This window comes from Enterorhabdus sp. P55 (genome assembly GCF_009911695.1).
Taxonomy (GTDB): Bacteria; Actinomycetota; Coriobacteriia; order Coriobacteriales; family Eggerthellaceae; genus Enterorhabdus.
The window spans coordinates 1-24927 of sequence record NZ_QWKK01000012.1; the positions used below are offsets into that span (position 1 = coordinate 1).

Genomic DNA, 24927 nt, shown 5'->3' on the forward strand with positions numbered 1-24927 from the left:
CGCGCTGGCGAGCGCGGCGAGAACAAGTGGGAGCGCATCAGCTGGGACGAGGCCTACGACATCATCGTGGAGAAGGTCAACTGGATCAAGGAGACCCACGGCTCCCACACCATCATCTTCGACCACGGCACCGGCCGTAACATCGGCTGGCAGCTGCCCCTGTTCGCCTCCACGGCGCTTGAGACGCCCAACGTGTGCAACTTCGGCTTCACCGGCTTCGCGTGCTACCTGCCGCGCATGATCGGCGCGTCGGCGAAGATGGGCGAGATGACCATCATCGACGTGTCCGAGACCCACGAGATGCGCTACGCGGCCGATACCTTCCGCCGCCCCGACGTCATCATGGTGTGGGGCAACGAGCCGCTCAAGGCCAACGCCGACGGCTTCTTGGGCCACTGGATCGTCGAGTGCATGCAGATGGGCACCAAGATCATCTCCATCGACCCGCGCCTGACCTGGCTGGGCTCCCGCGCTGAGTACTTCCTGCAGGTGCGCCCCGGCACCGACGCCGCGCTGGGCATCGCCATGCTCAACACCATCATCAACGAGGACCTCGTCGACCACGACTTCATCGACAAGTGGGGCTACGGCTACGAGCAGCTCGTCGAGTCGGTGCAGGGCAAGGACGCCGACTGGGCTGCCGAGATCTGCGGCGTGCCGGCCGAGGACATCCGCGGCGCTGCGCGTCTGTACGCCACCGCCGAGTCCGCCTCCATCCAGTGGGGTCTCGCCTTCGAGCAGCAGCTGTCCGCCCTCGGCGTGACCGCCGCGGCCTGCGACCTCATGGGCGTCACCGGCAACATCGACAACCCCGGCGGCAACCTGCTCATCAAGTGCGCCTTCGACATCGAGAAGCGCTACGGCCTGGGCGACTTCAAGATCCCGCGTGAGGAGTACGCCGGCAAGATGACGCTCTCCGCCGGCATCGAGTCCTCCGACATCGTGGCCTGCGCCGCCACCGACCCGCTGCTGCACGCGGTGGAGACGGGCGATCCGTTCCAGCCCCAGATGCTGTGGATCGAGTCCGCCAACCCGCTGGCCTGCTCCGGCATGGACGCGCCCCGCATGTACGAGGCCATGAACAAGATCCCGTTCGTCGTCGTCGCCGACCCGTTCATGACCCCCACCGCCGTGGCCCACGCCGACATCGTGCTGCCCGTGGCCATGAGCTGCGAGCGCAACGCCGTGCGCACCTGGTGGACGCCGGCCCGCTCCATCTCCAAGTGCACGAGCTACTACGAGGCCAAGTCCGACGAGCAGATCATCCTCGACCTGGGCCGCCGCCTCAAGCCCGAGAACTGGCCCTGGAAGGACGACAAGGAGCTCTCCACCTGGTACCTCTGCGACCAGTACGCCGAGGGCGGCACCCGCTACGAGGGCGACTTCGAGGAGCTGCAGGCCCGCGGCGGCTACAAGTACGACCCGTGGGACGCCGAGTACTACAAGTACGAGAAGGGCATGTGCCGTCCCGACGGCGAGCCGGGCTTCGACACCGCCACCGGCCGCTTCGAGTTCTGGAGCTGGGGCTACAACCACTGGGGCGTCGACCCGATGCCGTACCACATCGAGCCGAAGGACTCCCCGGTCTCCACGCCGGAGAAGTTCAAGGAGTACCCGTTCATCGCCACGTCCGGCGGCCGCTCCTACGAGTTCTTCCACTCCGAGCACCGTCAGCTGGAGACCATGCGCGAGTTCCATCCCTACCCGCTGGTGACCATCCACCCGGAGGCCGCCGCCGAGTACGGCATCGAGGACGGCGACTGGGTGTGGATCGAGTCCACCCACGGCCGCTGCCGCCAGAAGGCGTTCCTGTTCCCTGGCATCAAGAAGGACACCATCCACATGGAGCATGCGTGGTGGTACCCGGAGGAGGAGGCCGCTGAGCCCAGCCTGTTCGGCGTGTTCGATTCCAACATCAACAACATGACCCTCAACTTCGAGACCGGTCAGGGCGGCATCGGCTCGGGCATCAAGAGCTTCCTCGCCCGCATCTACAAGTACGAGCCCGGCGACCAGATGCCCGGCGAGAAGGTCACCCGCGAGGGCGGCTGGGGCGACTACATCGTCGGCGTCATGGCCGGCGACGCCGAGTCCGCGGCCCAGGCCGCCGAGGGCAACGCCAAGCTCATGAAGCAGCTCGAGGATGCCAAGCGCGTCCAGGCCATGAAGGTGGAGGACGCCGACATGCAGGGCCGCAACGCGCTCATCTACGCCAAGGAGCACGGCGAGGCCGAATAGCAGACCCAGGAGAAACGAAGAGGAGGCGAATACCTAATGACTAAGGCGATTCTCGTCAACTACGACTACTGCACCGGCTGCCATTCCTGCGAGGTGGCCTGCAAGAAGGAGCTCGACCTGCCCAAGGGCGAGTTCGGCATCAAGGTGGAGGAGGTCGGGCCGTTCCAGTTCAGCACGCGCCCGGGCCTCGAGGGCACGTGGGAGTGGACCTACATGCCCGTCATCACCCAGGCCTGCGACATGTGCGCCAGCCGCACCGCCGAGGGCAAGATGCCCATGTGCGTCCAGCACTGCCAGGCGTGGTGCATGTACTACGGCGAGGCTGAGGAGCTTGTCAAGAAGATGGACGGCAAGACCCGCTGGTCTCTGATCACCGTCAAGGAATAAAGGGGATATGACGGCCGCGGGCGCTCCGAGGGGCGCGCCCGCGGCCCCATGACTGAAGGGGGGTTCACTATGAGCATGACCGACGAGGTTTGCTCGCACGTCGTCGCGGCCGACTTCTCGACGCTTGACGACTTCACCATCACCCGCGTCAAGACCCGCGTGCTCGACTCCATCGGCGTCATCGCCGCCGGCGTGCACGCTCCCATGTGCGACGAGCTGTACGACCTGCTGCTGAGCTACGGCACCACGCCGCAGAGCTCGGCGTTCTTCCGCAAGAAGGCCATCGACACGCCGTCTGCCGCCATGATCAACAGCTTCTCCATGCGCTCCTACGACTTCGAGGCCATCGAGGCCGAGAACCCGGGCAAGAAGAGCTCCGCCGCCCACATCAGCGGCACCACCGTCCCCACGGCGCTCGCCTGCGCCGAGCGCGCCAAGGCCTCCGGCCGTGACTTCATCACCGCGCTGGCCCTCGGCGACGACATCGCCGCCCGCCTGGGCGCTGCGTCGGGCTTCGACGTGTACGGCGGCTGGGACAACACCAACACCATCAACGGCCTGGGCGCCACCGTCATCGCCGGCAAGCTGGCCAAGCTCTCCGAGGTCCAGCTGAACAACGCGCTCGGCATCGACCTGAACATGCTCGGCGGCTCGATGGACAACATCAACTTCAAGACGCTGTCCTTCAAGCTTCCCATGGCGCTGGCCTCGCGCAACGCCATCTTCTCTGCGGACTTCGCGGCCCGCGGCATGACGGCCACCCATGACGCCTTCGGCGGCAAGAAGGGCTACTTCTTCCTGTTCTGCGGCGACGCCCAGAAGCCCGAGATCCTCTGCCAGGACCTCGGGAAGGTGTTCTACGGCGACGTGGTCATCAAGCCGTGGTCGGCGTGCCGCGCTACCCACCCCTCCATCGACGCCTGCATGCAGATCGTCGAGGCCCACGACATCGACCCCGAGGCCGTGGAGAAGGTCGTCATCCACGCCACCCCGCGCACCGCTGCCGGCTTCGTCGGCCAGCCGTGGGAGATTGGCGAGGAGCCGCAGGTGAGCGGCGCCTTCAGCATCATCTACACCGCCGCGGTGGCCATCGCCACCAAGGCCGTGCGCCCGGAGTCCATGAACCGCGAGGCCATGGAGGACCCGGCGCTCAAGCGCCTGATCGACAAGATCGAGATCGCGCCCACCCTCGCGCCCGACGAGTACCAGACGGCCGAGGTCGACATAGTCATGGCGGACGGCACCCAGTACCACGCCCGCTGCGATGTGCCCAAGGGCGACATCTACAAGAGCGCGATGACCGATGAGGAGGTGTTGGACAAGTTCTACAAGAACATCGAGTTCTCCCAGACGCTTTCGCGCGAAGACGCGGATCGCGTCGTCGAGACCGTGGCACGCCTTGAAGAGCTCGATGACATCACCGAACTGACCAAGTTCATGCAGTAGTAGATTAAGAAAGAAGGGGAATTCGATGGCTACTACGAAAACCCAAGACGGCGGCCAGAAGTATGGCGTGACCGTCCAAGTCGCCGCACTGCTCGTCATCACGATGCAGTACGTGCAGTCCTTCGTGACGCCTGGCCTGGCCACGGTGCGCGCGGCCTACGCGGGCCTCGGCATCGACACCGTCATGATCCAGCAGATCCAGGGCATCCCGTCCCTGATGGCCATCTTCGGCGCCATCCTGGTGGGCATCTTGGAGCGCTACATGAAGAAGAAGCACATCCTGATCCTCGCCATGGTGCTCATGTTCATGGGCTCGCTCGCGGCCTTCGTGCCCGAGACCGTGGAGGGCTTCTGGCTGCTGCTGGCCACCCGCGTCGTGCTCGGCCTCGGCCGCGGCATGATCTTCCCGATGGCCTCCTCCTTCATCGCCGACCTGTTCACCGGCAAGAAGCGCGACCAGCTCATGAGCTTCAAGACCGCCGTTGGCGGCATCTCCGGCTCCATCTTCCAGATCATCGGCGGCATGCTGGCCGTGCTGTCCTGGCGCTACGCCTTCATCGGCATGCTCATGGCCGTGCCGATCGCGCTCATGATCATCGCCTGGCTGAAGGAGCCCGAGGTCAAGCCCGCCGGCACCACCGCTGACGGCAAGAAGGGCAACCCGCTGAAGTCGATCACCGCCATCTCCTGGCTGATCATCATCGTGGCGGGCATCTGGAACATCTTCCAGTTCTCCTACATGACGTCCATCTCGCTGGCCATCGCCGGCGTGGGCCTGGGCGACACTGGCGTGACCGGCTGGATCTCCTCGCTGCAGACCGCCAGCTGCGCGGTGGGTGCCCTGTGCTACGGCGCCTTCCTCAAGGGCCGCCTGGGCGGCTTCGACCTGCCCATCGCCATCGCGCTTGAGGGCATCGGCTTCTTCATCCTCACCCACGTGATCACCGTGCCGGCCTACGCCGTGGGCACCATCCTCTACGGCTTCGGCTTCGGCCTGCTCAACCCGGCGCTGATCCTGCAGCTGGTCAAGGTTCTGCCCCGCGAGGGCGCTACGCTTGGCCTGTCGCTGCTGGCCGGCTCCCAGAACCTGTTCCAGTTCTTCTCCGCCCCGGTGCTGGCCTTCCTGGCCCCCGTCCTGGGCGTGGCTGGCATCAAGGGCGCCACGGGCATCGAGTCTTCCGCCCTGGCCAACTGGAACGTGGCCTGGATGCTCGCCGTCGTGTACTTCATCTTCGTGCTCGTCCTCATCCTCATCGGCAAGGCCAAGGCGCCTCAGCTGATCGCTGGCATCAAGACGCCCGCTCCGGCTGCTGCCGAGAAGATGGAGGCCCACGAGGACGACGACCAGTCCTAGGTCTTCTTAGCAAGACGCAAGACGGGCGGCTGCGGCTTTGGTAACACCCCATTACAGCATGTGTGCCTCAAGAAAGCCTAATTCGTAGAGCTTACGTACGCAAAACAGCCCCGGCCGCCCCTATCGTCCGCCTAGGCGGACACCGCATCAGCCAGCCCCCCTCTGTTCCCCTCGGCGCCGCTCGCCGGAAAAAACGCCGGGGGGGGGGCGTCTCAATAGCCGTCTATCCTGGCGGTCTCGGCAATCAACTAGGGGGAAAGTGATGGCCATCATTCGCGACGGCAAGCTGCTGGGCAAGTACCACTACGCTTTCGTCATCATGATCTGCTGCTGTTTGGTCCAGGCCTTCGGCATGGGACTCATCTTGAACTGCGGCAGCCTGTTCTACGTCCCGGTCTGCGAGGACATGGGGTTTCTTCGCTCTGAGATATCGACCTACATGACCGGCTACTTCATCGGCACCACGCTCGTGACGCCCATCGCCGGCAAGATCCTCACCAAGTACAACATCCGCGTGGTGATGAGCATCGCCATCACCATCCTGGCGGCCTCGGTGGCCTCCATGGCCCTCGGCGGCGTGCTCGTCCACTGGCAGATAGCCGGGTTCTTCGTGGGCGCGGCCGGGTCGTGCATCTTCGTGCTGCCCTCGGCCACGCTGGTGGGCAACTGGTTCATCAAGCGCCGCGGCTTCATCTACGGCATCGTCATGGCCTGCTCGAGCATATCGGCGGCCGTGTTCTCGCAGGTGATCAGCCTTATCATCTTGAACATCGGATGGCGGGCTGCCTACGCCTTCGTGGGCATCGCCGCCTTTGCGGTCATACTCCCGGCCGTGCAGCTTCTGCGCAAGAAGCCCTCGGACATCGGCACGGTGCCCTACGGCTACGTGCCCGAGGACGAGGAGGATCACTCGCTGCCCAACATGCGCGGCGTGTCGGTCAAGCGCGCGGTGCTCTCCATCGCGTTCTGGTGCCTGTTCATCTTCGCGGGCATCGCGTCGTTCATCCACGGCGGCATCGAGCAGCATATGCCCGGCTACATCGAGTCCATCGGGTTCACCGCCTCCTTCGCCGCCCTCATCGTGTCGGCGCAGTCCGTGGGGTCGGTGTTCGACAAGTTCCTCATGGGCTGGCTCAACGACAAGATCGGCGTGCAGCGCACCACCATGATCGAGCTTGTCGTCATAGCCCTTGGCATCATCGGCTTCATCACGCTGCACAACCCGGTGCTCCTGGCCATCTCGGCCGTCATGTTCGGCGTGCAGGACTCGCTCATGTCGGTGAGCCTGCCGCTGCTCATCCGCGAGATCTTCGGCTCGCGCAACTACACGCAGATCCACGCGTGGATCCGCACCGGCGTGGGCCTGTTCGGCTCGTTCTCCGGCGTGCTCGTGGGCATGTCCTATGACTCGCTGGGCAGCTTTGTGCCGGCCTTCGTGATCCTCATCGGCACCTGCGTGTTCGCCATGGGCTGCGTGGCCCTGGCCTACTGGGACAAGCGCAAGCTGGTGTGGACCACCGATGCGGATGCCCAGGCGGTCACCAAGGCCGTGCTGGAGGAGAACGGGCTGCCGCAGCGCTAGGCGCGCGGCGGCAGGTCCTGCGCGGCTGAGCGGCAGGGCGGGGCGATGAAGGAGGAATCCCATGTGCTATCCGTGCTCCCACTGCGGGGCGTGCAAGGTGAAGCTCGAGCCGGGCGTGTGCCCGATGTGCAAGGAGCCCGTGCCGGCAGGCGTCGAGCGCTGCCCGGCCTGCGGGTTCATGGTTCCGCTGCCGCCTGGCCAGGTGGCGCCTGCGCCGCCGGCCGCGGAGGCGGCGGGCACGGGCGCGGAGGCGGCGGGCGTGGCGAGCAGCCAGGCGGCGGCGGAGGAGTTCTTCGGCGCCCTGATCGAGATAGCCCGCAACCAGCCGGCCGAGTACGAGCCCGTCTGCCCTGGTGCGGAGGCCGACCTGCCCCGCGCCGACGAGCCCGGCACGGTGGGCAGCTGGCCGGTGGCCTGGGATCGCCCGCAGCTCTAGGGCGCCAGGGCGTGGCGCGAGGGCGTGGCGCGTGGGTGCGGCACTCACTCGCAGCTCGGGCGTCCTGCCTGGCCCGCCCGCCCCGCCGCCCCGCCCCGCCCCGCGGCGCCTTGCGTTTGCCGCCCGCTAGCGCAGGAGCAGCGCGCAGGCGCGCAGGCTCTGCTCGAGCTCGGGGCGGGCGAGGTCGGCCCCGAAGCGCTCCTCCAGGGCGTGCAGGCGGTTGGCCACCGTGTTGCGGTGGACGCCGAGTGCCCGAGCGGTCTCGGCCGCCTTGCAGTGATGCTCGTAGTAGACCATCAGGAAGTCGGCGTCCTCGGCGCCGCGGACGCCGTCTTGCTGCAGGAACCCGAGGATGCTCTGGCGCGCGGCTTCGTCGAGCGCGCTCGTAGAGGGGCGCCGCCGGCTGAGCGCGTAGGCGAGGAAGCCCAGCTCGAAGTGGCGCAGCGCCGGCCGTCCCTCCGCCAGCGGCGCGGCCGTCGCCATCAGGCGCGCGCTCACCGCCTGATCGAGCGCGAGCGGCAGGCGCGCGAGCCCCTCCACGATGCCTGACGCCGCCAAGACGTAGCCGTCGCTTGCGGCCAGCGGTGCCAGCACGGCCTCGACGCGCGCGTCGTCGCGCCAGGGGTTGTCCGGCTCGCGTGGCGTCACGACGAAGATGCGCTCCTCGTGGGGCAGCACCGGGCACTCGGGCAGGCGCTCAGCGATGCGTCGAGCGCTCCACATGACGGTGGCGTCGGCCGCGTCGAGGGGCGAGAGCTCGTAGAGGCGCAGGGGCGCGTCTACGGAGATGCGCAGCTGGCGCGCCTGCTGCCGCAGGTGCCGTGGCTCCACTGACTCACCGCGCAGCATGTCGAGCAGAAAGGCCGCCGACTTCTCGAACGTGCGGTCCTGCAGCGTGTCGATGCGGCGGATGTGCTGCTGGATGTGCTGGGCCAGGATGTCGAACTTGGCCGAGAGCCCCGGCGTGAAGGGCGTGCGGTGGCAGGTCATGACCATCTGCATGTAGTAGGAGCTGTTCACCCGGAACACGTAGTTGATGAACGGGTGCTTCTTTCCCTCGGGCGCCTCGTGATACTGGCTCTTGCGCTGGCGCTTCCACCGCTCCATGGCGTGGGTGGCCCGGAAGCGCGCGACCGTTGCCTCGTCGTGGTAGCCGCGCTCGATGTAGGCGGCCACGGCGGGGTCGTCGAGCACGATCCCCTTGGTGTAGGCGATGAGGCGAAACGACGAGTCCGATATGTTGATGAAGTTGCCGATGACGGCCTCGCTCGCGGTGAGGAAGTCTTGCAGCGTGCCGTCGGCCAGGGCTATCCGGTCGAGCGTGCGCTCCCATTCCATGAGCTCGAGCGCGCAGGCTTGGAGCTGCTGGGCGAAGGCGAGCGGGGAGAGCCCCGTCTCCACGGCCACCACGTTCTTGCCCAGGCGGGAGAGGGCGGCGGCGTCCGGGTCGTCGAGGAGGAGGAAGGTGAGCGAGCGCGCGTCGGCGGCGGCATCGTCCGCCTCGGAGGCAGCGCGCACCACGGCTCGCGCCACCTGGCGCCCCGGCGGGGGGAGGGTGCCGTCGTCGAGGTCGACCCACGAGACCGCGGCGACGGTGAGCCGCTGGTAGGCGATGGTCGTGGAGAGCTCACCGACACGGTCAAGCAGGATGGGCAGCGGTATCACCGGTTCCTCATTTCACTCGTCTGTAGGCGTAATGCTCATTTTTCCTGAATCTTATTGTGCATATGGCATATCTCATTATAGCGCGGCGCTTCCTATGATGGCCCTAAGGCCCAGGGCCGAGGGGACGAGAGAAGGGAGCGTCATGCTCACGAAGCGACAGAACTTCATCGAGTGCATCACCGGGGGCAACCCCGACCGGTTCGTCAACCAGTACGAGGCGCTGGCCATGATCGCGCCGAGCCCGCTCAGCGACAAGTCGCACCTGGCGAGCGACGGCTACCTCATCGACGCGTGGGGCTGCTACCAGGGCAAGGTGGCCGGCGAGCCCGGCTTCTTCCCGTACCACGACCTGGAGCACCGCGTCATCACCGACATCTGCGACTGGCGCAGCCAGGTGAAGATCCCCGGCGACCCGGACATCCCCGAGTTCTGGGAGCCCTTCGCCCAGCAGGCCGAGGCCGTCGATCGCACCGAGCAGCTGGTCTGCAGCGCGGTGATGCCGGGCATCTTCGAGCGCTGCCACCATCTGGGCGAGATCACCGAGACCCTCATGAACTTCTACGAGGAGCCCGAGGCCATGCACGAGCTCATCGACGAGATCGTGGCCTGGGAGCTGCGCCTGGCCGACGCGCACCTCAAGTACCTCAAGCCCGAGGTGCTCTTCCACCACGACGACTGGGGCACTCAGATCTCCACCTTCCTGTCGCCGGAGATGTTCGAGGAGTTCTTCCTCGAGCCCTACAAGACGGTTTACGGCTACTGGAAGGACCACGGCGTGCAGTACGTGATCCACCACTCCGACTCCTTCGGCGAGACGCTCGTGCCCTACATGATCGACATGGGCGTGGACGTGTGGCAAGGCGTCATCAGCTCGACAAACGACATCCCCAAGCTCGTCGACGAGTACGGCGGGCAGATCTCGTTCATGGGCGGCGTGGAGTCCCAGCTCATCGACAAGCCCGACTGGACTGAGGAGGAGGTGGCTGCCGAGGTGGAGCGTGCCCTCACCTCGGTGAACCGCACGAAGTTCTTCATCCCGTCGCTCACCTCGGGCCTCAACAACAGCGGCTACCCGGGCGTCTACCAGGCGGTCACCGACGAGATTGCCAAGCTGAGCCCGCGGTTCTTCGCCTAGTTCTGCCCCTTACGACGTATACGACCGATCACCGAGGAGGAATGCCATGGAAATGACCCCGCGCGAGAACATGATGGCCATCTACGAGGGAAGGCAGCCGGAGTACTACGGCGACTTCCAGTGGGCCGTCAAGATCATGATCGACCCCATCTGGAAGAGCGACTCGATGCCCAAGGACGGACGGGAGCACAAGGACTCCTGGGGCACCGTGTGCGTGAACCCCATTGACGGCGCCGGCAAGCACCCCGTCATCACGCCCGAGAACGCCGTGGTGACCGACATCACCAAGTGGCGCGAGCAGCTGGTCATCCCGTCGCTTGACGACAAGGACTGGTCGGAGTGCCAGGCCAAGGCCGCCCAGGTGGATCGCAGCCAGCACTTCCTCGAGTACTTCTGCGCCCAGGGCATCTTCGAACGCTCCCACTTCCTCATGGGCATGGAGGAGGCGTTCTGCGCCTACCTCGAGGAGCCCGAGGCCATGTTCGAGATGCTCACGGCCATCGCCGACTACAAGAAGCGCCTCATCAAAGAGGCCGCCTTCCACATCCAGCCCGACGTCATCTTCTTCCAGGACGACTGGGGCTCCAAGCAGAACCTGTTCCTCCCGCCGGATACGTGGCGCGAGATGATCAAGCCGCTGCAGAAGGAGATCGCCGACGTCATCCACGAGTGCGGCATGATCTACGTCCACCACGCCGACTGCATCTGCGAGCCCATCGTCGAGGACATGGCCGAGATAGGCGTGGACATCTGGCAGGGCGTCATCCCGCAGAACGACATCGTGTCCATCCAGGAGCGCCTGGGTGGCCGCATGGCCCTCATCGGCGGCGTGGACGGCCCGGCCATCGACGACCCGGACACCACCGACGCCGAGATCATGACCGAGGTGCACCGCTGCGTCGACACCTACTGCCCGGCCGGCCGCTTCTACCCGGGCGCCCCCGCGCACCTGCTGCGCGAGCCCAACGAGCACCTGGTGGAGGCCGATTTGCGCGTCTACGGCGCCCAGTGGGCCCGCGAGCACCCCATCCGCTAGAACCCCGAACCACCTCAGACACCCAGAGAGAAAGGAACCGCCATGACCATCTACGACGACATCTCCTCCGCCGTTCAGCGCGGCAAGCGCAAGGAGGTGGCGCCGCTCGTGCAGCAGGCGCTCGACGAGGGCTGCGACCCCGTCGCCATCCTCAACGAGGGGCTCATCCCCGCCATGACCATCGTCGGCGACAAGTTCAGCGCCGGCGAGGCCTTCGTGCCCGAGATGCTCGTGGCCGCCCGCGCCATGGCCGCCGGCACCGAGGTGCTCAAGCCCCACCTGGCCGCGGCCGGGGCGGAGCCGGTGGGCAAGGCCGTCATCGGCACGGTCAAGGGCGACATGCACGACATCGGCAAGAACCTCGTGCGCATGATGATCGAGTCGAAGGGCTTCGAGGTCACCGACCTGGGCGTGGACGTGGCGCCCGAGCAGTTCGTGACGTTTTTGCAGGAGCACGACGACGTGGACATCGTGTGCTGCTCGGCGCTGCTCACCACCACCATGCCCGAGATCGGCGCCACCATCCGCGCCATCGAGGAGGCCGGCCTGCGCGATAAGGTGAAGGTCATGGTGGGCGGCGCGCCCGTCACCCAGGCCTTCGCCGACGAGGTGGGCGCCGACGCCTACACCCCCGACGCCGGCGCCGCGGCGGTGCGCGCCGTCGAGCTGGTGCGGGGGTAGCGGCCCCCGCGCGGAGGGCCCCGGGAGGCGGGGCCGGCTCCGCCCGATTCGCCGCCCCGGGCCGGGACCCGGGGCTCCTTTGGCTTGACCTCGCTGCGCCGGCCCCGCCTCCCGGGGCCCGGCCGCAGCCGACGAGGAGGGAGAATCCCTTGGATATGAAGCAGTGGGCCGCGGATCAGATCGCGGCCGAGCGCAAGCAGCCCCTGCCGGTCGTCTCGTTCCCGGCCGTCCAGCCCCTGGGCATCACCGTGGCCGAGCTCATCGGCGACAGCGGGCGCCAGGCCGAGGCCATGGTGCTCGTGGCGGAGAGGCTCCCCACGGCGGCGAGCGTGTCGTTCATGGACCTGTCGGTGGAGGCCGAGGCCTTCGGCTCCGAGGTGCGCGTGACCGACGACGAGGTGCCCACGGTCATCGGCTCTGTCGTCGACGAGGACTCCGACCCCGCCGAGCTGGCCGTGCCCGCGGTGGGCGACGGGCGCACGGGGCTCTACGTGGAGGCCGTGCGCGAGGCGGCCTCGCGCATAGGCGACCGCCCCGTGCTCGCCGGCGTCATCGGGCCGTTCTCGCTGGCGGGGCGCCTCATGGACGTGAACGAGGTCATGGTGCTGTGCTACGAGGAGCCCGAGCTCGTCCACGCCGTGCTCGAGAAGTGCACGGAGTTCATCCGCGCCTACGCGGGCGCGTTCAAGGAGGCCGGCGCCGACGGCGTGGTCATGGCCGAGCCGCTGGCCGGCCTGCTGCCGCCCGAGCTCATGGCCGAGTTCTCCACGCCCTACGCGCGCCGGATCGTGGACGCGGTGCAGGACGACGGGTTCATCGTGGTCTACCACAACTGCGGGGGCTCCGTGGTGGCCGCCGCCGACGCCGTCGCGGCCACGGGCGCGGCGGCCTTCCACTTCGGCAACGCCATCGCCATGGCCGACATCCTGCCCCTCATGCCCTCCGACGCGCTCGTCATGGGCAACGTGGACCCGGCCGGCCAGATCCGCAACGGCACGCCGGAGTCGGTGCGCGAGGCCACCCTCGCGCTCATGGAGTCGTGCTCCAAGTACCCCAACTTCATCCCCTCCACCGGCTGCGACGTGCCGCCGATGAGCCCCTGGGAGAACATCGACGCCTTCTTCGCGGCGGTGGACGAGTTCTACGACGCGCGCTAGGCCCGCGTCCCCGGCGCCCCGCCCGCCTACTCGCCTCGCCCCCTCGCCAGGGAGGGCGGGCGCCTTCTCCTTGCGGCCGCGCAGGGAGGCGGCCGCCTGATTCACGGGAGGAGATCCCATGAAGTACCGCAACCTGTTCGAGCCGGTGTCCATTGCCGGCGTGACCCTGCCCAACCGCTTCGCCATGGCGGCCATGGGCCCGGTGGGCCTGGGCGACGCCGAGGGCGGCTTCACCCAGCGCGGCATCGACTACTACGTCGAGCGCGCCAAGGGCGGCACCGGCCTCATCATCACCGGCGTCACCCACGCCGCCAACAACATCGAGACCCACGAGTACCCCTCCACGCCGTCGGCCACCATCAACCCTGCGCACTTCATCCGCACGGCCCACGAGATGACCGAGCGCGTCCACGCCTACGGCTCCTGCATCTTCCTGCAGATATCGGCAGGCTTCGGCCGTGTGTACGCCGAGTTTCCCGAGGGGGAGCTGCCCGTGTCGGCGTCGGCCACCCAGAGCCGCTGGTTCGACCTGGACTGCCGACCGCTCACCGTGGACGAGGTCCACGACATCACGCGCCAGTGCGGCCAGGCAGCCCGCATCGCCAAGGACGCCGGCTTCGACGGCGTGCAGATCCACGCGGTGCACGAGGGCTACCTGCTCGACCAGTTCGCCATCAGCCTGTTCAACGAGCGCGACGACGAGTACGGCGGCAGCTTGGAGAACCGCCTGCGCTTCGCCCGCGAGGTGGTGGAGGAGATCAAGGCCCAGTGCGGCGCCGCGTTCCCCGTCACCCTGCGGTTCTCGCCCAAGAGCTTCATCAAGGGCCTGCGCGACGGCGCGTTGCCCGGCGAGGAGTTCGAGGAGCTGGGCCGCGACGTGGACGAGGGCGTGGAGGCCGCCAAGCTGCTGGTGGCCTACGGCTACGACGCCCTGGACGTTGACGTGGGCTGCTACGACGCCTGGTGGTGGAACCACCCGCCGATGTACGTGGAGAAGGGGATGTACCGCCCCTTCGCCAAGATGATCAAGGACGCCGTGGACGTGCCGGTCATCTGCGCCGGGCGCATGGACGACCCCGCCATGGCCTCGGCCGCCGTCGCCGAGGGCGTCTGCGACCTCATCGGCCTGGGGCGCCCGCTCCTGGCCGACCCCGACTACGTGAACAAGCTGCGCCAGGACGATGAGGCCTCCATCCGTCCGTGCCTGTCGTGCCACGAGGGCTGCCTTGGGCGCATGATTCGCTACAAGAACATCTCCTGCGCCGTCAACCCGGCCTGCGCCCGCGAGCGCTACGCCCGCCTGACCCCGGCCCTCGCCCCCCAGCGCGTGCTGGTGGCCGGCGGCGGCCCGGCCGGCATGGAGGCGGCCCGGGTGGCGGCCCTGCGCGGCCATGACGTGGTGCTCTGCGAGGCCAAGGGGCGCCTGGGCGGCAACCTGGTGCCCGGCGGGGCGCCGGCCTTCAAGGAGGATGACCATGCCCTCATCGCCTGGTACGAGGAGCAGCTGCGCCGCGCGGGCGTGGAGGTGCGCCTGAACGCGCCCGTCACCGCCGAGATGGCGGCTGAGGGCGGCTTCGACCACGTCATCGTGGCCACCGGGGCCAGGCCGAAGGGCTTCCCCCTGTCGGACGCGCCGCTGCTGGCGGCTGAGGACGTGCTCATGGGCGTTGCTGACCCTGGCCATGACGTAGTGGTCATCGGCGGCGGCCTGGTGGGCTGCGAGCTGGCCCTCCACCTGGCCCAGACGGGCCATGCGGTGACTATCGTGGAGGCGCTTGGCGACGTGCTCGAGCTCAACGGGCCGCTCTGCCCCGCCAACTTCGAGATGCTGCGCAAGCTGCTTCCTTTCCACGGGGTGCGCGTGCTGACCGAGTCCCAGGCCGTGGGCTATGCCGACGGCTGCGTGGTGGCGGAGACGCCCGAGGAGGAGGAGGTGAGGGTGCCTGCCGATAGCATGATCGAGTGCGTGGGCTACCGCTCTGACGATACGCTCTACGACCAGCTGCGCTTCGCGCGCCCCCTCGTCCACAAGATCGGCGATGCCCGCTCCGTCGCCAACATCATGAGCGCCATCTGGGACGCCTACGAGCTGGCCAGCTCGCTGTAGCGCCCCCCCTGCGCGGCCCGGCGGTGAGCAGCGCCCCGCCGGGCCGCCCGTCCTCCCGAGAAACGAGAAAGGAGCCGCTCCCATGCTCACCAAGCGGCAGAACCTCATCGAGTGCATCCGGGGCGGGAGCCCCGACCGCTACGTCAACCAGTACGAGGCGTTCGCGCTCATCATGGCAAGCCCGCTCTCCGACCGCTCCCACCTGGCCGACGAGGGCTACCTCATCGACGCCTGGGGCTGCTACCAGCAGTCCATCCCCGGGCAGCCGGGGCTGTTTCCCATGCACGACCTGGACCACCGCGTCATCACCGACATCTGCGCGTGGCGCGACCAGGTGAGGGTGCCCGGCGATCTGGACGACCCGGCGTTCTGGGCGCCCATCGCCGAGCGCGCGGCGGCCGTAGACCGCACGGAGCAGTTCGTGACGAGCGCGGTGTTCCCCGGCGTGTTCGAGCGGGTGCACCACCTGTGCGAGATCACCGAGGCCCTGGTCAACTTCTACGAGGAGCCCGATGAGATGCACGCGCTCATCGATCAGATCGTCGACTACGAGCTGCGCCTGGCCGACATGCACATCAAGTACGTCAAGCCCGACGCGCTGTTCCACCACGACGACTGGGGCACCCAGATATCGACGTTCCTGGCGCCGGAGATGTTCGAGGAGTTCCTGCTGGAGCCCTACAAGCGCATCTACGGCTACTGGCGTGACCACGGGGTGGAGCTCATCGTGCACCACTCGGACAGCTTCGGCGAGACGCTCGTGCCCTTCATGGTGGAGATGGGCGTGGACATCTGGCAGGGCACCCTGCGCACCACCAACGACATCCCGGCGCTCATCGACCGCTTCGGCGGGCAGATCGCGTTCATGGGCGGCATCGAGTCGCAGATCGTCGACAAGCCCGACTGGACGCGCGAGGAGGTGCGCGCCGAGGTGGACGCCGCCATCGCGGCGGTGGGCCGCACGACCGGGTTTATCCCGTGTCTCACCTCCGGCCTGGACTCGAGCGGCTACCCCGGGGTGTACGATGCGGTGAGCGCCGAGATAGACCGCTGCTCGGCGCGCGACTTCGCCTAGGAGGAACCGCCCATGTGCTACCCCTGCACCCACTGCAACAAGTGCGGCGCCTACTCGGCCCGCGCCAAGTTCGTCTGCGCTGCCTGCGGGGCCGACGTGCCGCCCGGCGTGCCCGCCTGCCCCGCGTGCGGCGGCAAGAAGCTCACGGCCGTCAAGCTGGAGCCCGCCCCGCCCACGCCCGTCGGCAACGAGTAAGCTGGGGCGACCCGCGCCGTCCTCTGCGACGGGCGCCAGAAAAGGAAAAGGACCCGTGCGGGTCCTTTTCCTTTTCCGGGAGCGTGCTTCCGGCTTAGAACATCAGCGTGATGTCCTTGCGGGCGACCTCCTGGCCCTTGTCCAGGTAGGCCTTGCCGCCGCCCAGCTGCGTGCCCTGGGCGTCGTAGTTCATGACGATGGCCATGAAGCCCAGCTCGTGGGCCGCGCCGTCCTTGGCCTTGTCGGCGGCCAGCACGTAGGCCGTCGCCTTCTCGTCGGCGATGATCTGCTCCTCGATGTCCTTCTTCGCGGCCTCCAGGTCGATGGTCGCGAACTCGGCGAGGAAGGCTTCGAGCTTCTCGGCGCCGCGCAGGACGATGTTGAGCTCCATGTCGCCGACCCACGTGCCGTAGCTCTCGGTGCGCGACTCGGCCTTGGCCCCGGCGCCCACCTGCACGGTGCCGGCCTCGGCGGTGCCGGCCGTCATGGCCTCGCGCTCGGCCGTCATGGCCGCGCGGGCGTCGTCGGAGATGGGGGTGTAGAGCGCCCAGCGCGTCTTGCCGTCCATCTTCTTGGCCAGGTCCTCCACCTCGCCGTAGTACATGCACCACGCCTGGCAGGCCTGCACGCAGGAGGGCATCTTGCCCAGGGCGGTGCGGGCCTCGCACAGGTCGCATGCCTTGGTGATGGTGGGGTTGTAGACCCACTCGTAGGGCGTGTCGGCGTCGATGGGGGTCGTGTACTCGTAGGGGCCCACCTCGGTCAGCTTGATGCCGTACTCGCCGGCCGCCAGGCCGCGCTCGTTTCGGCAGGCGACCTCGCAGGAGTGGCAGCCCGTGCAGTACTCGTAGTTGATCAGGATTCCCTTCATCTGCTCCTCCTAGTTGATGACCGTGACGACGGGCTCTTCGACCACCTGGTAGGGCTTGCCGGGCTCGTACTCGGCGAAGTCGCCCTTCTCGGCGATGACGTCATGGGGCAGCACATCGCCCGGCTGCACCGGGTAGATCTTGCAGAGCATGCTCTTGATGGCGCTGCCGATGCCGCCCTGGCCCACGCGGAAGGCCTCGGTCATGTTGTTCAGGTTGGAGTCGTAGGTGCCGTAGAAGTTGGGCTCGGCGCCGTCCTGCTCGGGGAACCACCAGCCGTGCTCGGCGTGGATGCGGCCGGGCTGCACCTCGATGGTGGCCTTGACCTGCTGCTTGAAGCGGGCGCCGCGGCTGTTCTCCACCCAGATCCAGTCGCCGTCCTTCACGCCGTACTTCTCACAGTCGGCGGGGTTGACCATGACGAGCGGCCACGGGTGGAACTCGCGCATGGTGGGCAGCTGGCGATGCTCGGAGTGGAAGAACTCGAAGGAGCGGCCGCCGCCGGACAGGATGATGGGGAACTCCTTGAAGGTGTTAGGCGTGGAGAGCGGGCTCTCGGGCGGCTCGATGTGGTAGGGCAGCGGGTCGACGCCCCAGTGGTCGAAGCCGAAGGACCACAGCTCAACGCGGCCGGTGGGGGTGTTGAAGCCCGGCTGGCCGTCGGGGCGCAGCATGCCCTTGGCGTACTTGTCGTAGGTGGCGTCCCACTCCCAGTACGCGGTGCCGTTGCAGCTCTCGCCATAGCAGCCGTTCTCGGGGCTGGAGGGGTTCTGCACCGTCTCCCACCAGGTGCGCTTGTACTCGGTGCCACCGGGGGCCAGCTGGTCGGTCAGGTACCAGTTCGACCACTCCTCGTCGGTCTCCCACGGCCAGTGCTCCGGCTTGATGCGCTTGCCGAGGTCCAGGCAGATCTGCTCGTCGGACTTGGCCTCGTAGAAGTCGGTGACCTTGACCATGGTGCGGACGGGGGTCCACCAGGTGCGGCAGGAGTTGCGCTCGCAGCTCATGGCCACGGGCAGCACGATGTCGGCCAGGGCCTGGGCCGTCGGGGTCATGAACGGGTCGGCCACCACGATGAACGGCACCTTCATGAGGGCCGCGCGCGTACGGGCCGGGTCCATGGAGGCGCAGGACAGCGCGTTGGAGCTCTGGATCCAGAACATCTGGATGGCGTAGGGCTCGCCGGTCTCGATGGCCGCCAGGATGGCGTCGGTGTCGGCGCAGGACACGATGTTGGACTCGTTGATGCCGGAGGTCTGCGGGATGAGCTTCTTGGCGTAGGTCTCCTTGGAGATGTACTCGTCGCCCAGGCCGTAGCGCTTCTCGATGAGGAAGGCGCAGCGGTACAGCGCGTTGCCGCCCGGGTTGTCGATGTTGCCGGTGATGGCCATGATGTCGGCCACCGACTCGGTCACGCCGAGCGCGGCGATCTGCTGCTCGAAGGCCAGGCCCCACTGGCAGGCGCAGCTCGACGCCGTGGCGATGAGGCGGGCGGCGCCGCGGATCTTGTCGGCGGGCACCTCGCAGATGGGCTCGGCCCACTCGGGCGTCTTGTCGGCCACGCGCTCGGCCAGGGCCTCGAAGCCGTAGGTCCACTTCTCGACGAACTCGTGGTCGTAGAGGTCCTCGCCGATGATGACGTTGAGCATGGCCATGGCCACCACGGCGTCAGTGCCGGGGCGGACGGGCAGCCAGAACGCGGCGCGGGCGCCCCACCAGGTCAGGCGCGGGTCGACCGAGATGATCTTCGACCCCATCTGGACGCACTGGACGAGCCAGTGGCCCAGGAAGCCGTCGGCGTTGGACTTGATGGGCTCGTTGCCCCACACCAGCACGACGCCGGGCACCTGCCAGTTCTCGTTGGCATAGCGGTCCCAGTGGGCCTGGGAGGCGTCGACGATGAACATGTCGCCCTGCTTGGCGGAGGTGCCGATCATGCGGGGCAGGTAGCAGGCGAAGCCGGTGAAGCCGAAGGTGGACACGTTGGGCGTCTCCATGCAGGCGGACGCGAAGTAGGGCACCTGCCAGCCGATGTTGCGGCCGGTGCCGTGCACCACCACGATGGTCTCGGAGCCGTGCTCCTTCTTGATCTTGAGCACCTTCTCGGTGATCTCGTCATAGGCCTCGTCCCAGCTGATGCGCTCCCACTTGTCCTCGCCGCGCTCGCCGGCGCGACGCAGGGGGTACTTCAGGCGGTCGGGATGGTTGACGGCCTCGGGCATGGTGAGGCAGCGCATGCACAGCTTGCCGTTGGCGACGGCGTTGAGCGGGTCGCCCTCCACCTTCACGAGCTTGTTGTCCTTGGTGTACAGCAGGACGCCGCAGCCCATGTGGCAGCCCGGGGGAGACCAGTGCGTCGTGCGCGTGACGGTGAAGTCCCCCTCCTGCCACTGCCACTCGCCGTCGTGGTACGCCTCGCGGTTGAGCTCGTCCAACCACTCTTTGTAATCGGCCATAACTCTCCTTTCTCTTTCCCTCGCGCATCCCCGCAGCCGCGGGGCTTCGCTCAAGGAGCAGTCTAGGAAGGGCGCCGCTCGGCGGCATTCAGCGTGCCATGCTATTTGGTCTCGCGCGTCTGCGCGACGATGGGGTGCCGTGTCCTATTTTGCGATGCTTAGCCGCAGGCGCGCCCCCGCCCCCGCGCTCCGTCCTCCCGCCTGCCGATTTCCCATGGGGATCCGCATCCCATCTTTCCGTCAGCGCCTAATACCTCAGGCCTTATACTGCCCATTCGGGCCTTTCCTTCGCCTTTTGCTTCAGAAAGGCTTGGTAGTATGGCCGAAGCCAGATGGTAGAGGGGGTGCGAGGCCGTTGAAGCAAGAGGCTGACAGGGAGGACGCGCAGGAAGAGGGCGCGGCTCATACCGGCGGATGGATCATGGTGAACCCCCGCATACTCATAGGCCTCATCGGCGTGGTCGCCTGCTATGGCTGGGTCTTCCTCATGCTGGGCACCTCCGTGTTCTTTCCGCTGACTGACCCCGCGGGGCTTATCTCGAGCGGGGCTCACCTCGCTTTCGTAGGCGGCGCGTGCGCGGCGCTTCTGGGAACGTGGTACTGCTCCGATGGGCTCGTGGCGCACCGCATGACGCACTTCGTCCTCGCGGCCGCCTGCTCGGCGCTCGGCACGGCGGGGCTGTGGGTGCTCCAGGGCCAGTCGGGGATCCTCTGGGTTCCCTCGCTTCTGGCCGGCGCCGGCTTCGGGTTCTTGAACCCGCTCTACGGCGAGTACGTCTGCCTGTTCTTCCATGGGTCGCTGCGCGTCTACGTCAACGGCATCTTCGCCGCCGCCGCGCTCGCCTGCATCTGGCTGCTCTTCATCAGCCAGGCGCTGCTGTTCGCCTTCGCGGCGCTGTTCCCGCTCGTGTCGCTTGCGTGCTACCTCATCGTCATGCGCCTGTTCGACCTGCGCGAGCGCTCCCGCGCCAGCCGCGCCCAGTCCGACCAGCGCCACCGCATCGTGTGGCGGTCGTACCTGGCCACGGCCACGGCGGGCATGGCGGCGGGCTACGCGGTGGGCTGCATCCTGTCCACCCAGACGGTGCATGACTGGCCCTACTTCATCATAGAGCTGATGGTGGCGGCCACCTGCCTGCTGCTGCTCTACGACGCGCTCAAGACCCATCGCGTCACCGAGTCGGTCACCATGCGGTGGTTCTTGCCCGGCTCGGCCATCGTGGTGTTCCCCCTCGTGTTCGTGCCCGACGAGCTGGTGGTCATCTTCGCGCTGCTGCTTCTGTGCGGGTCGTTCTTCCCCATCACCTGCTCGCTCTCGGCGGTGTGCAAGCACATCGTGATCTGCGACCTGTCGGCCGTGCGGGCCTTCTCCTTCGGGCGCCTCATGTGCTTCATCGGCATCGGGGTGGGCATGGTGCTCGCCTTCGCGGGGTTCATGCCGGCCTCGGCCGCGTTCTTCGGGCCGCTCGTGACGCCCGGATCGGTCATCATGTTCATGCTGCTCGTCATCTTCTCGGCGTCGTTCGTCATGACCGAGGACAACTATCCGGACGAGAACCGCTTCAAGCGCGTCGAATCCGACGGGGGGGGGCGTCACTGTCGGTGTCTCCCGGCACGCCCATTCGCAAGATAGACTCCCCGGCCCCCGACGGGGCTGCGCAGCCGGCGCCTGAGGGCGACGCGCACCGCCCGAGCGTCTTTCACCTCAAGTGCGAGGCCGTGGCCGACCGCTACGGGCTCTCCAGCCGCCAGCGCGAGGTGCTCACCATGCTGGCCAAGGGGCGCAACGCCGAGTACATCACCGAGAAGCTCGTCATCTCGTCGCACACGGCCAAGGCGCACATCTACAACATCTATCAGAAGACGGGCGTGCACTCGCGCCAGGAGCTCATGGACCTCGTGGAGTGCGCGGAGATCGACGAGGGCGCCGACGCGTGACGCGCCGTGCGCGCCCCCGGCCCTCGGCGCGGGTCGGGCCGGGGGCGTCCCTGTCGGGCCTGCCGGCGTCCTCGCGGCCCGCGGGCATAATCCCCCAAACCTTACGTTGCCCATTTAGCCCCTGCCACCTCATGAAAGGCGGCGGGGGCTTCTCTATGGTGGGGGAGGCGAGCGGTCCTGCCCGCGTGCGGCCCGGTCGCCGGAGAGAACCCATGAGAGAGGAGTTGGGACATGCTATTCGATTACCAGGAGTTCCTCGATGGCATCGATCGCGAGGCCTATCACGAGGGCGAGTGGCAGTGGGAGGAGGACGGCTACACCGTAACGCGCACCTACACCTACTCGGCGCCCGGCTGCCATGATTCCTGCGGCGTGCTCATGTACACCAAGAACGGCAAGCTGGAGAAGATCGAGGGCGACCCGCTCGATCCCTGCGCCAACGGCCGCCTGTGCATGCGCTGCCTGAACCTGGTGGAGGGCGTGAACTACGCCGACCGCCCGAAGTGGCCCCTCAAGCGCGTTGGCGCGCGCGGCGAGAACAAGTGGGAGCGCATCAGCTGGGAGGAGGCGCTCGACACCATCGCCACCTGGATCCACGACAACCTGGACGCCAAGGGCCTCGGCCGCGAGTCCATCTTCGTGAACCACGGCACCGGCCGCAACATCTCGTCGTGGGTGCCCTTCCTCGGCGGCGCGTGCCTCGGCACGCCCAACATCGGCGCCATCGGCTTCTCCGGCTACTCCTGCTACCTGCCGCGCACCTGCGGCACGGCCGCGGGCATCGGCGACTTCCCCATCGTGGACGCCTCCGAGGGCCACGCCGACCGCTACAACAACCCCGAGTGGGTGCGCCCCGACGTGGTGGTCATCTGGGGCTGCGAGCCGCTGCGCTCCAACGCCGACGGCTACCTGGGCCACTGGCTGGTGGCCTGCATGCAGCAGGGCACGCGCTTCATCTCCGTTGACCCGCAGCTCACCTGGTGGGGCGCCCATGCCGACTACTGGCTGCCCATCCGCCCCTCCACCGACCTGGCGCTCGCCCTGGCCTGGCTCAACGTCATCACCACCGAGGAGCTCCAGGACAAGGAGTTCATCGAGTACTGGTGCGCCTACTACGACGAGCTGAAGGAGCACGTGGCCCAGTTCACCCCCGAGTGGGCCGCCAAGATCTGCGAGGTGCCGGCCGACCTCATCCGCGACGCGGCGCGCTTCTACGCCACCGCCGAGCGCGGCGCCATCCAGTGGGGCCTGGCCTTCGACACCCAGGTGGACTCCATCCAGCTGTGCCAGACGGTCTCCAACCTCATGAGCGTCTGCGGCAACATCGACAAGCCGGGCACCAACATCCTCGTGCGCAACGGCTTCGAGATCAACCCGGGCTACGCCACCGCGCAGCTCTACTGCGATCCGGACACCTTCGCCAAGAAGCTCACCGTCGACCTCGTGCATCCCGGCTGCACCCAGTTCATCGGCATGGCCGACTGCGATGCCGTGAACCGCGCCTTCGAGACGGGTGAGCCCTACCCCATCAAGATGTTCTGGTCTCAGGGCGCCAACGGCATCAGCTGCTCGGCCACCGCGGCCCCGCGCGTCCACAAGATGCTCGAGAAGGTGGAGTTCTGCGTGGTCGCCGACCCCTACATGACGCCCACCGCCGTGGCCTACGCCGACATCTTCCTGCCGCTCAAGACCACTGCCGAGCGCGACTCCATGCGCGTGTGGTGGACCCCGCTGCGCGCCATGAAGGCCGTCAGCGAGTGGTACGAGGCCAAGTCCGACGAGGAGCTCATCGTGGCGCTTGGCAACAAGATGAACCCGGAGCTGTTCCAGAAGCGCTGGCCCACGCTCGACGCGCTGCTCCAGGACTACCTGGACGTCGGATTCAACCTCTACGACCCGGAGACCGGCAAGTCCTACAAGTCGGCCGGCCGCTCCAAGGCGGGCATGATCGAGGTGCCCGACGTGCACACCGACTTCTGGAAGAAGCACCACGCCGACGGCACCTGCTCGTTCAAGTCGCTCGTCGAGGACAAGTGCGGCTACGAGTACGACGACTTCTGCGCGACGTACCGCAAGTACGAGAAGGGCATGCTGCGCCCCGACGGCCAGCCCGGCTTCGCCACGCCTTCGGGCCGCATCGAGCTCGTGCCCTTCGCCACCTTCGGTGCCTGGGGCATCCCGCCTTTGGCCGAGCACGTGGAGTCGCTCACGATGAAGCGCTGGATGGAGGATCCGGAGTATCGCGCCGAGTACCCGTTCATCTGCATCAACGGCTCCCGCTCCTACGAGTTCTTCCACTCCGAGAACCGCCAGCAGGCCACCATGCGCGAGTTCCACCCCATGCCGCTCGTGAAGGTGTCCACCCAGACCGCCGAGGAGTACGACCTCAAGGAAGGCGAGTGGATCTGGATCGAGAACACCGAGGGCCGCTGCCGCCAGAAGGTGCACATCGACCCCACGCTCAACCCCAACTACATCCACGCCGAGCACGGCTGGTGGTTCCCCGAGGAGGAGCCGGCGTTCCCGCACCTCTACGGCACCTTCGACTGCAACATCAACAACCTGACCGCCTCCTACGAGACCGGCCAGGGCGGCATCGGCAACCCGCTCAAGAGCGTCGCGGCCAAGATCTACAAGTGCACCGATGACGTGAACGAGCCCAGCCCGGGCGAGGTCGTGACGAAGCTCGGCGGCTTCCGCGACGACTACGTGGCCACCGAGCCGTTCGCCTGGACCCATGACAACACGACGCGCGAGGGAGGACGATTCTAGATGAAGGGCATCCTGATCAACTACGAGTTCTGCACCGGCTGCCACTCCTGCGAGGTGGCCTGCAAGAAGCACCTCGAGCTGCCCGCGGGCGAGTTCGGCATCAAGCTCTCCGAGACCGGTCCTTTCGAGTACGCCGGCAAGACCGGCGCTGACCACTGGGAGTGGACCTACCTGCCCGTGATGACCAAGGCGTGCGACATGTGCGAGGACCGCACGGCCAAGGGGAAGCTCCCCATGTGCGTCCAGCACTGCCAGGCGTGGTGCATGTACTACGGCGAGGTGGAGGACCTGGCCAAGAAGATGGACGGTTCTTCCCGCTGCGCCCTCTTCACCCGTTAAAGCACTCCTGACCTGAGGCGGAAGGCGCGGCGGCATAACCCGTCGCGCCTTCCTGCTTT

General features: G+C 67.3%; 20 protein-coding genes. 17 read left to right on the forward strand and 3 right to left on the reverse strand.

Features of this window, described 5'->3' with window-relative positions; genetic code table 11:
- The 6 genes from D1643_RS02315 to D1643_RS02340 all read left to right on the forward strand — a co-directional run.
- The coding region (locus D1643_RS02315; RefSeq protein ID WP_160708218.1) for a molybdopterin-dependent oxidoreductase at positions 1–2238 on the forward strand (2238 nt) is incomplete at its 5' end.
- A gap of 36 nt (positions 2239–2274) precedes the next feature.
- Positions 2275–2625, forward strand: coding sequence for a 4Fe-4S dicluster domain-containing protein (locus tag D1643_RS02320; protein WP_160708220.1), 351 nt, complete (start codon positions 2275–2277; stop codon positions 2623–2625).
- A gap of 75 nt (positions 2626–2700) precedes the next feature.
- Positions 2701–4071 carry an MmgE/PrpD family protein gene (locus tag D1643_RS02325; RefSeq protein WP_160708222.1) on the forward strand — a complete coding sequence of 457 codons (1371 nt, stop codon included), beginning with the start codon at positions 2701–2703 and terminating at the stop codon, positions 4069–4071.
- A gap of 25 nt (positions 4072–4096) precedes the next feature.
- Positions 4097–5425: an MFS transporter gene (locus tag D1643_RS02330; protein WP_160708224.1), complete on the forward strand. Its 1329-nt coding sequence runs from the start codon at positions 4097–4099 to the stop codon at positions 5423–5425.
- Positions 5426–5687: 262 nt separating this feature from the next.
- Positions 5688–7007 (forward strand): MFS transporter, encoded by a 1320-nt coding sequence (locus D1643_RS02335; RefSeq protein ID WP_160708226.1) that lies wholly within the window; start codon positions 5688–5690, stop codon positions 7005–7007.
- A 61-nt stretch (positions 7008–7068) separates the two neighbouring features.
- On the forward strand, positions 7069–7443 hold the full coding sequence (locus D1643_RS02340) for a hypothetical protein (RefSeq protein WP_160708228.1): 375 nt from the start codon (positions 7069–7071) through the stop codon (positions 7441–7443).
- Between the two features lie 126 nt (positions 7444–7569).
- Here D1643_RS02340 and D1643_RS02345 read toward each other — a convergent pair whose 3' ends face one another.
- Positions 7570–9108: a helix-turn-helix domain-containing protein gene (locus D1643_RS02345; protein ID WP_160708230.1), complete on the reverse strand. Its 1539-nt coding sequence runs from the start codon at positions 9106–9108 to the stop codon at positions 7570–7572.
- A gap of 142 nt (positions 9109–9250) precedes the next feature.
- Here D1643_RS02345 and D1643_RS02350 point away from each other — a divergent pair, with 142 nt between their 5' ends.
- From D1643_RS02350 to D1643_RS02380, 7 genes are all read left to right on the forward strand, one after another.
- Positions 9251–10243 carry a uroporphyrinogen decarboxylase family protein gene (locus D1643_RS02350; protein ID WP_160708232.1) on the forward strand — a complete coding sequence of 331 codons (993 nt, stop codon included), beginning with the start codon at positions 9251–9253 and terminating at the stop codon, positions 10241–10243.
- Between the two features lie 46 nt (positions 10244–10289).
- The gene (locus tag D1643_RS02355; RefSeq protein ID WP_236643321.1) at positions 10290–11279 is read left to right on the forward strand and encodes a uroporphyrinogen decarboxylase family protein; all 990 of its coding nucleotides are present in this window, start codon (positions 10290–10292) and stop codon (positions 11277–11279) included.
- 42 nt (positions 11280–11321) lie between these two features.
- Positions 11322–11960 (forward strand): corrinoid protein, encoded by a 639-nt coding sequence (locus D1643_RS02360; RefSeq protein ID WP_160708234.1) that lies wholly within the window; start codon positions 11322–11324, stop codon positions 11958–11960.
- Between the two features lie 155 nt (positions 11961–12115).
- Positions 12116–13117 carry a uroporphyrinogen decarboxylase family protein gene (locus tag D1643_RS02365; RefSeq protein ID WP_160708270.1) on the forward strand — a complete coding sequence of 334 codons (1002 nt, stop codon included), beginning with the start codon at positions 12116–12118 and terminating at the stop codon, positions 13115–13117.
- A 118-nt stretch (positions 13118–13235) separates the two neighbouring features.
- On the forward strand, positions 13236–15224 hold the full coding sequence (locus D1643_RS02370) for an FAD-dependent oxidoreductase (RefSeq protein ID WP_160708236.1): 1989 nt from the start codon (positions 13236–13238) through the stop codon (positions 15222–15224).
- Positions 15225–15306: 82 nt separating this feature from the next.
- The gene (locus tag D1643_RS02375; protein ID WP_160708238.1) at positions 15307–16299 is read left to right on the forward strand and encodes a uroporphyrinogen decarboxylase family protein; all 993 of its coding nucleotides are present in this window, start codon (positions 15307–15309) and stop codon (positions 16297–16299) included.
- Positions 16300–16311: 12 nt separating this feature from the next.
- On the forward strand, positions 16312–16494 hold the full coding sequence (locus tag D1643_RS02380; protein ID WP_160708240.1) for a hypothetical protein: 183 nt from the start codon (positions 16312–16314) through the stop codon (positions 16492–16494).
- A gap of 94 nt (positions 16495–16588) precedes the next feature.
- On the opposite strand, the gene D1643_RS11750 is transcribed toward D1643_RS02380, so the two are convergent.
- On the reverse strand, positions 16589–17365 hold the full coding sequence (locus D1643_RS11750) for a hypothetical protein (RefSeq protein ID WP_236643322.1): 777 nt from the start codon (positions 17363–17365) through the stop codon (positions 16589–16591).
- Positions 17366–17374: 9 nt separating this feature from the next.
- Positions 17375–19819, reverse strand: coding sequence for a molybdopterin-dependent oxidoreductase (locus D1643_RS02390; RefSeq protein ID WP_160708242.1), 2445 nt, complete (start codon positions 19817–19819; stop codon positions 17375–17377).
- 355 nt (positions 19820–20174) lie between these two features.
- On the opposite strand from D1643_RS02390, the gene D1643_RS02395 reads away from it, so the two are divergent.
- From D1643_RS02395 to D1643_RS02410, 4 genes are all read left to right on the forward strand, one after another.
- Positions 20175–21452: a hypothetical protein gene (locus D1643_RS02395; protein ID WP_160708244.1), complete on the forward strand. Its 1278-nt coding sequence runs from the start codon at positions 20175–20177 to the stop codon at positions 21450–21452.
- The gene (locus tag D1643_RS12015; RefSeq protein WP_370520266.1) at positions 21422–21757 is read left to right on the forward strand and encodes a helix-turn-helix transcriptional regulator; all 336 of its coding nucleotides are present in this window, start codon (positions 21422–21424) and stop codon (positions 21755–21757) included. Before D1643_RS02395 ends, D1643_RS12015 begins: the two co-directional genes overlap by 31 nt.
- Positions 21758–21988: 231 nt before the next feature.
- The gene (locus D1643_RS02405) at positions 21989–24529 is read left to right on the forward strand and encodes a molybdopterin-dependent oxidoreductase (RefSeq protein ID WP_160708246.1); all 2541 of its coding nucleotides are present in this window, start codon (positions 21989–21991) and stop codon (positions 24527–24529) included.
- Positions 24530–24868, forward strand: coding sequence for a 4Fe-4S dicluster domain-containing protein (locus D1643_RS02410; protein ID WP_160708248.1), 339 nt, complete (start codon positions 24530–24532; stop codon positions 24866–24868).
- The last annotated feature ends 59 nt before the right edge of the window (positions 24869–24927 follow it).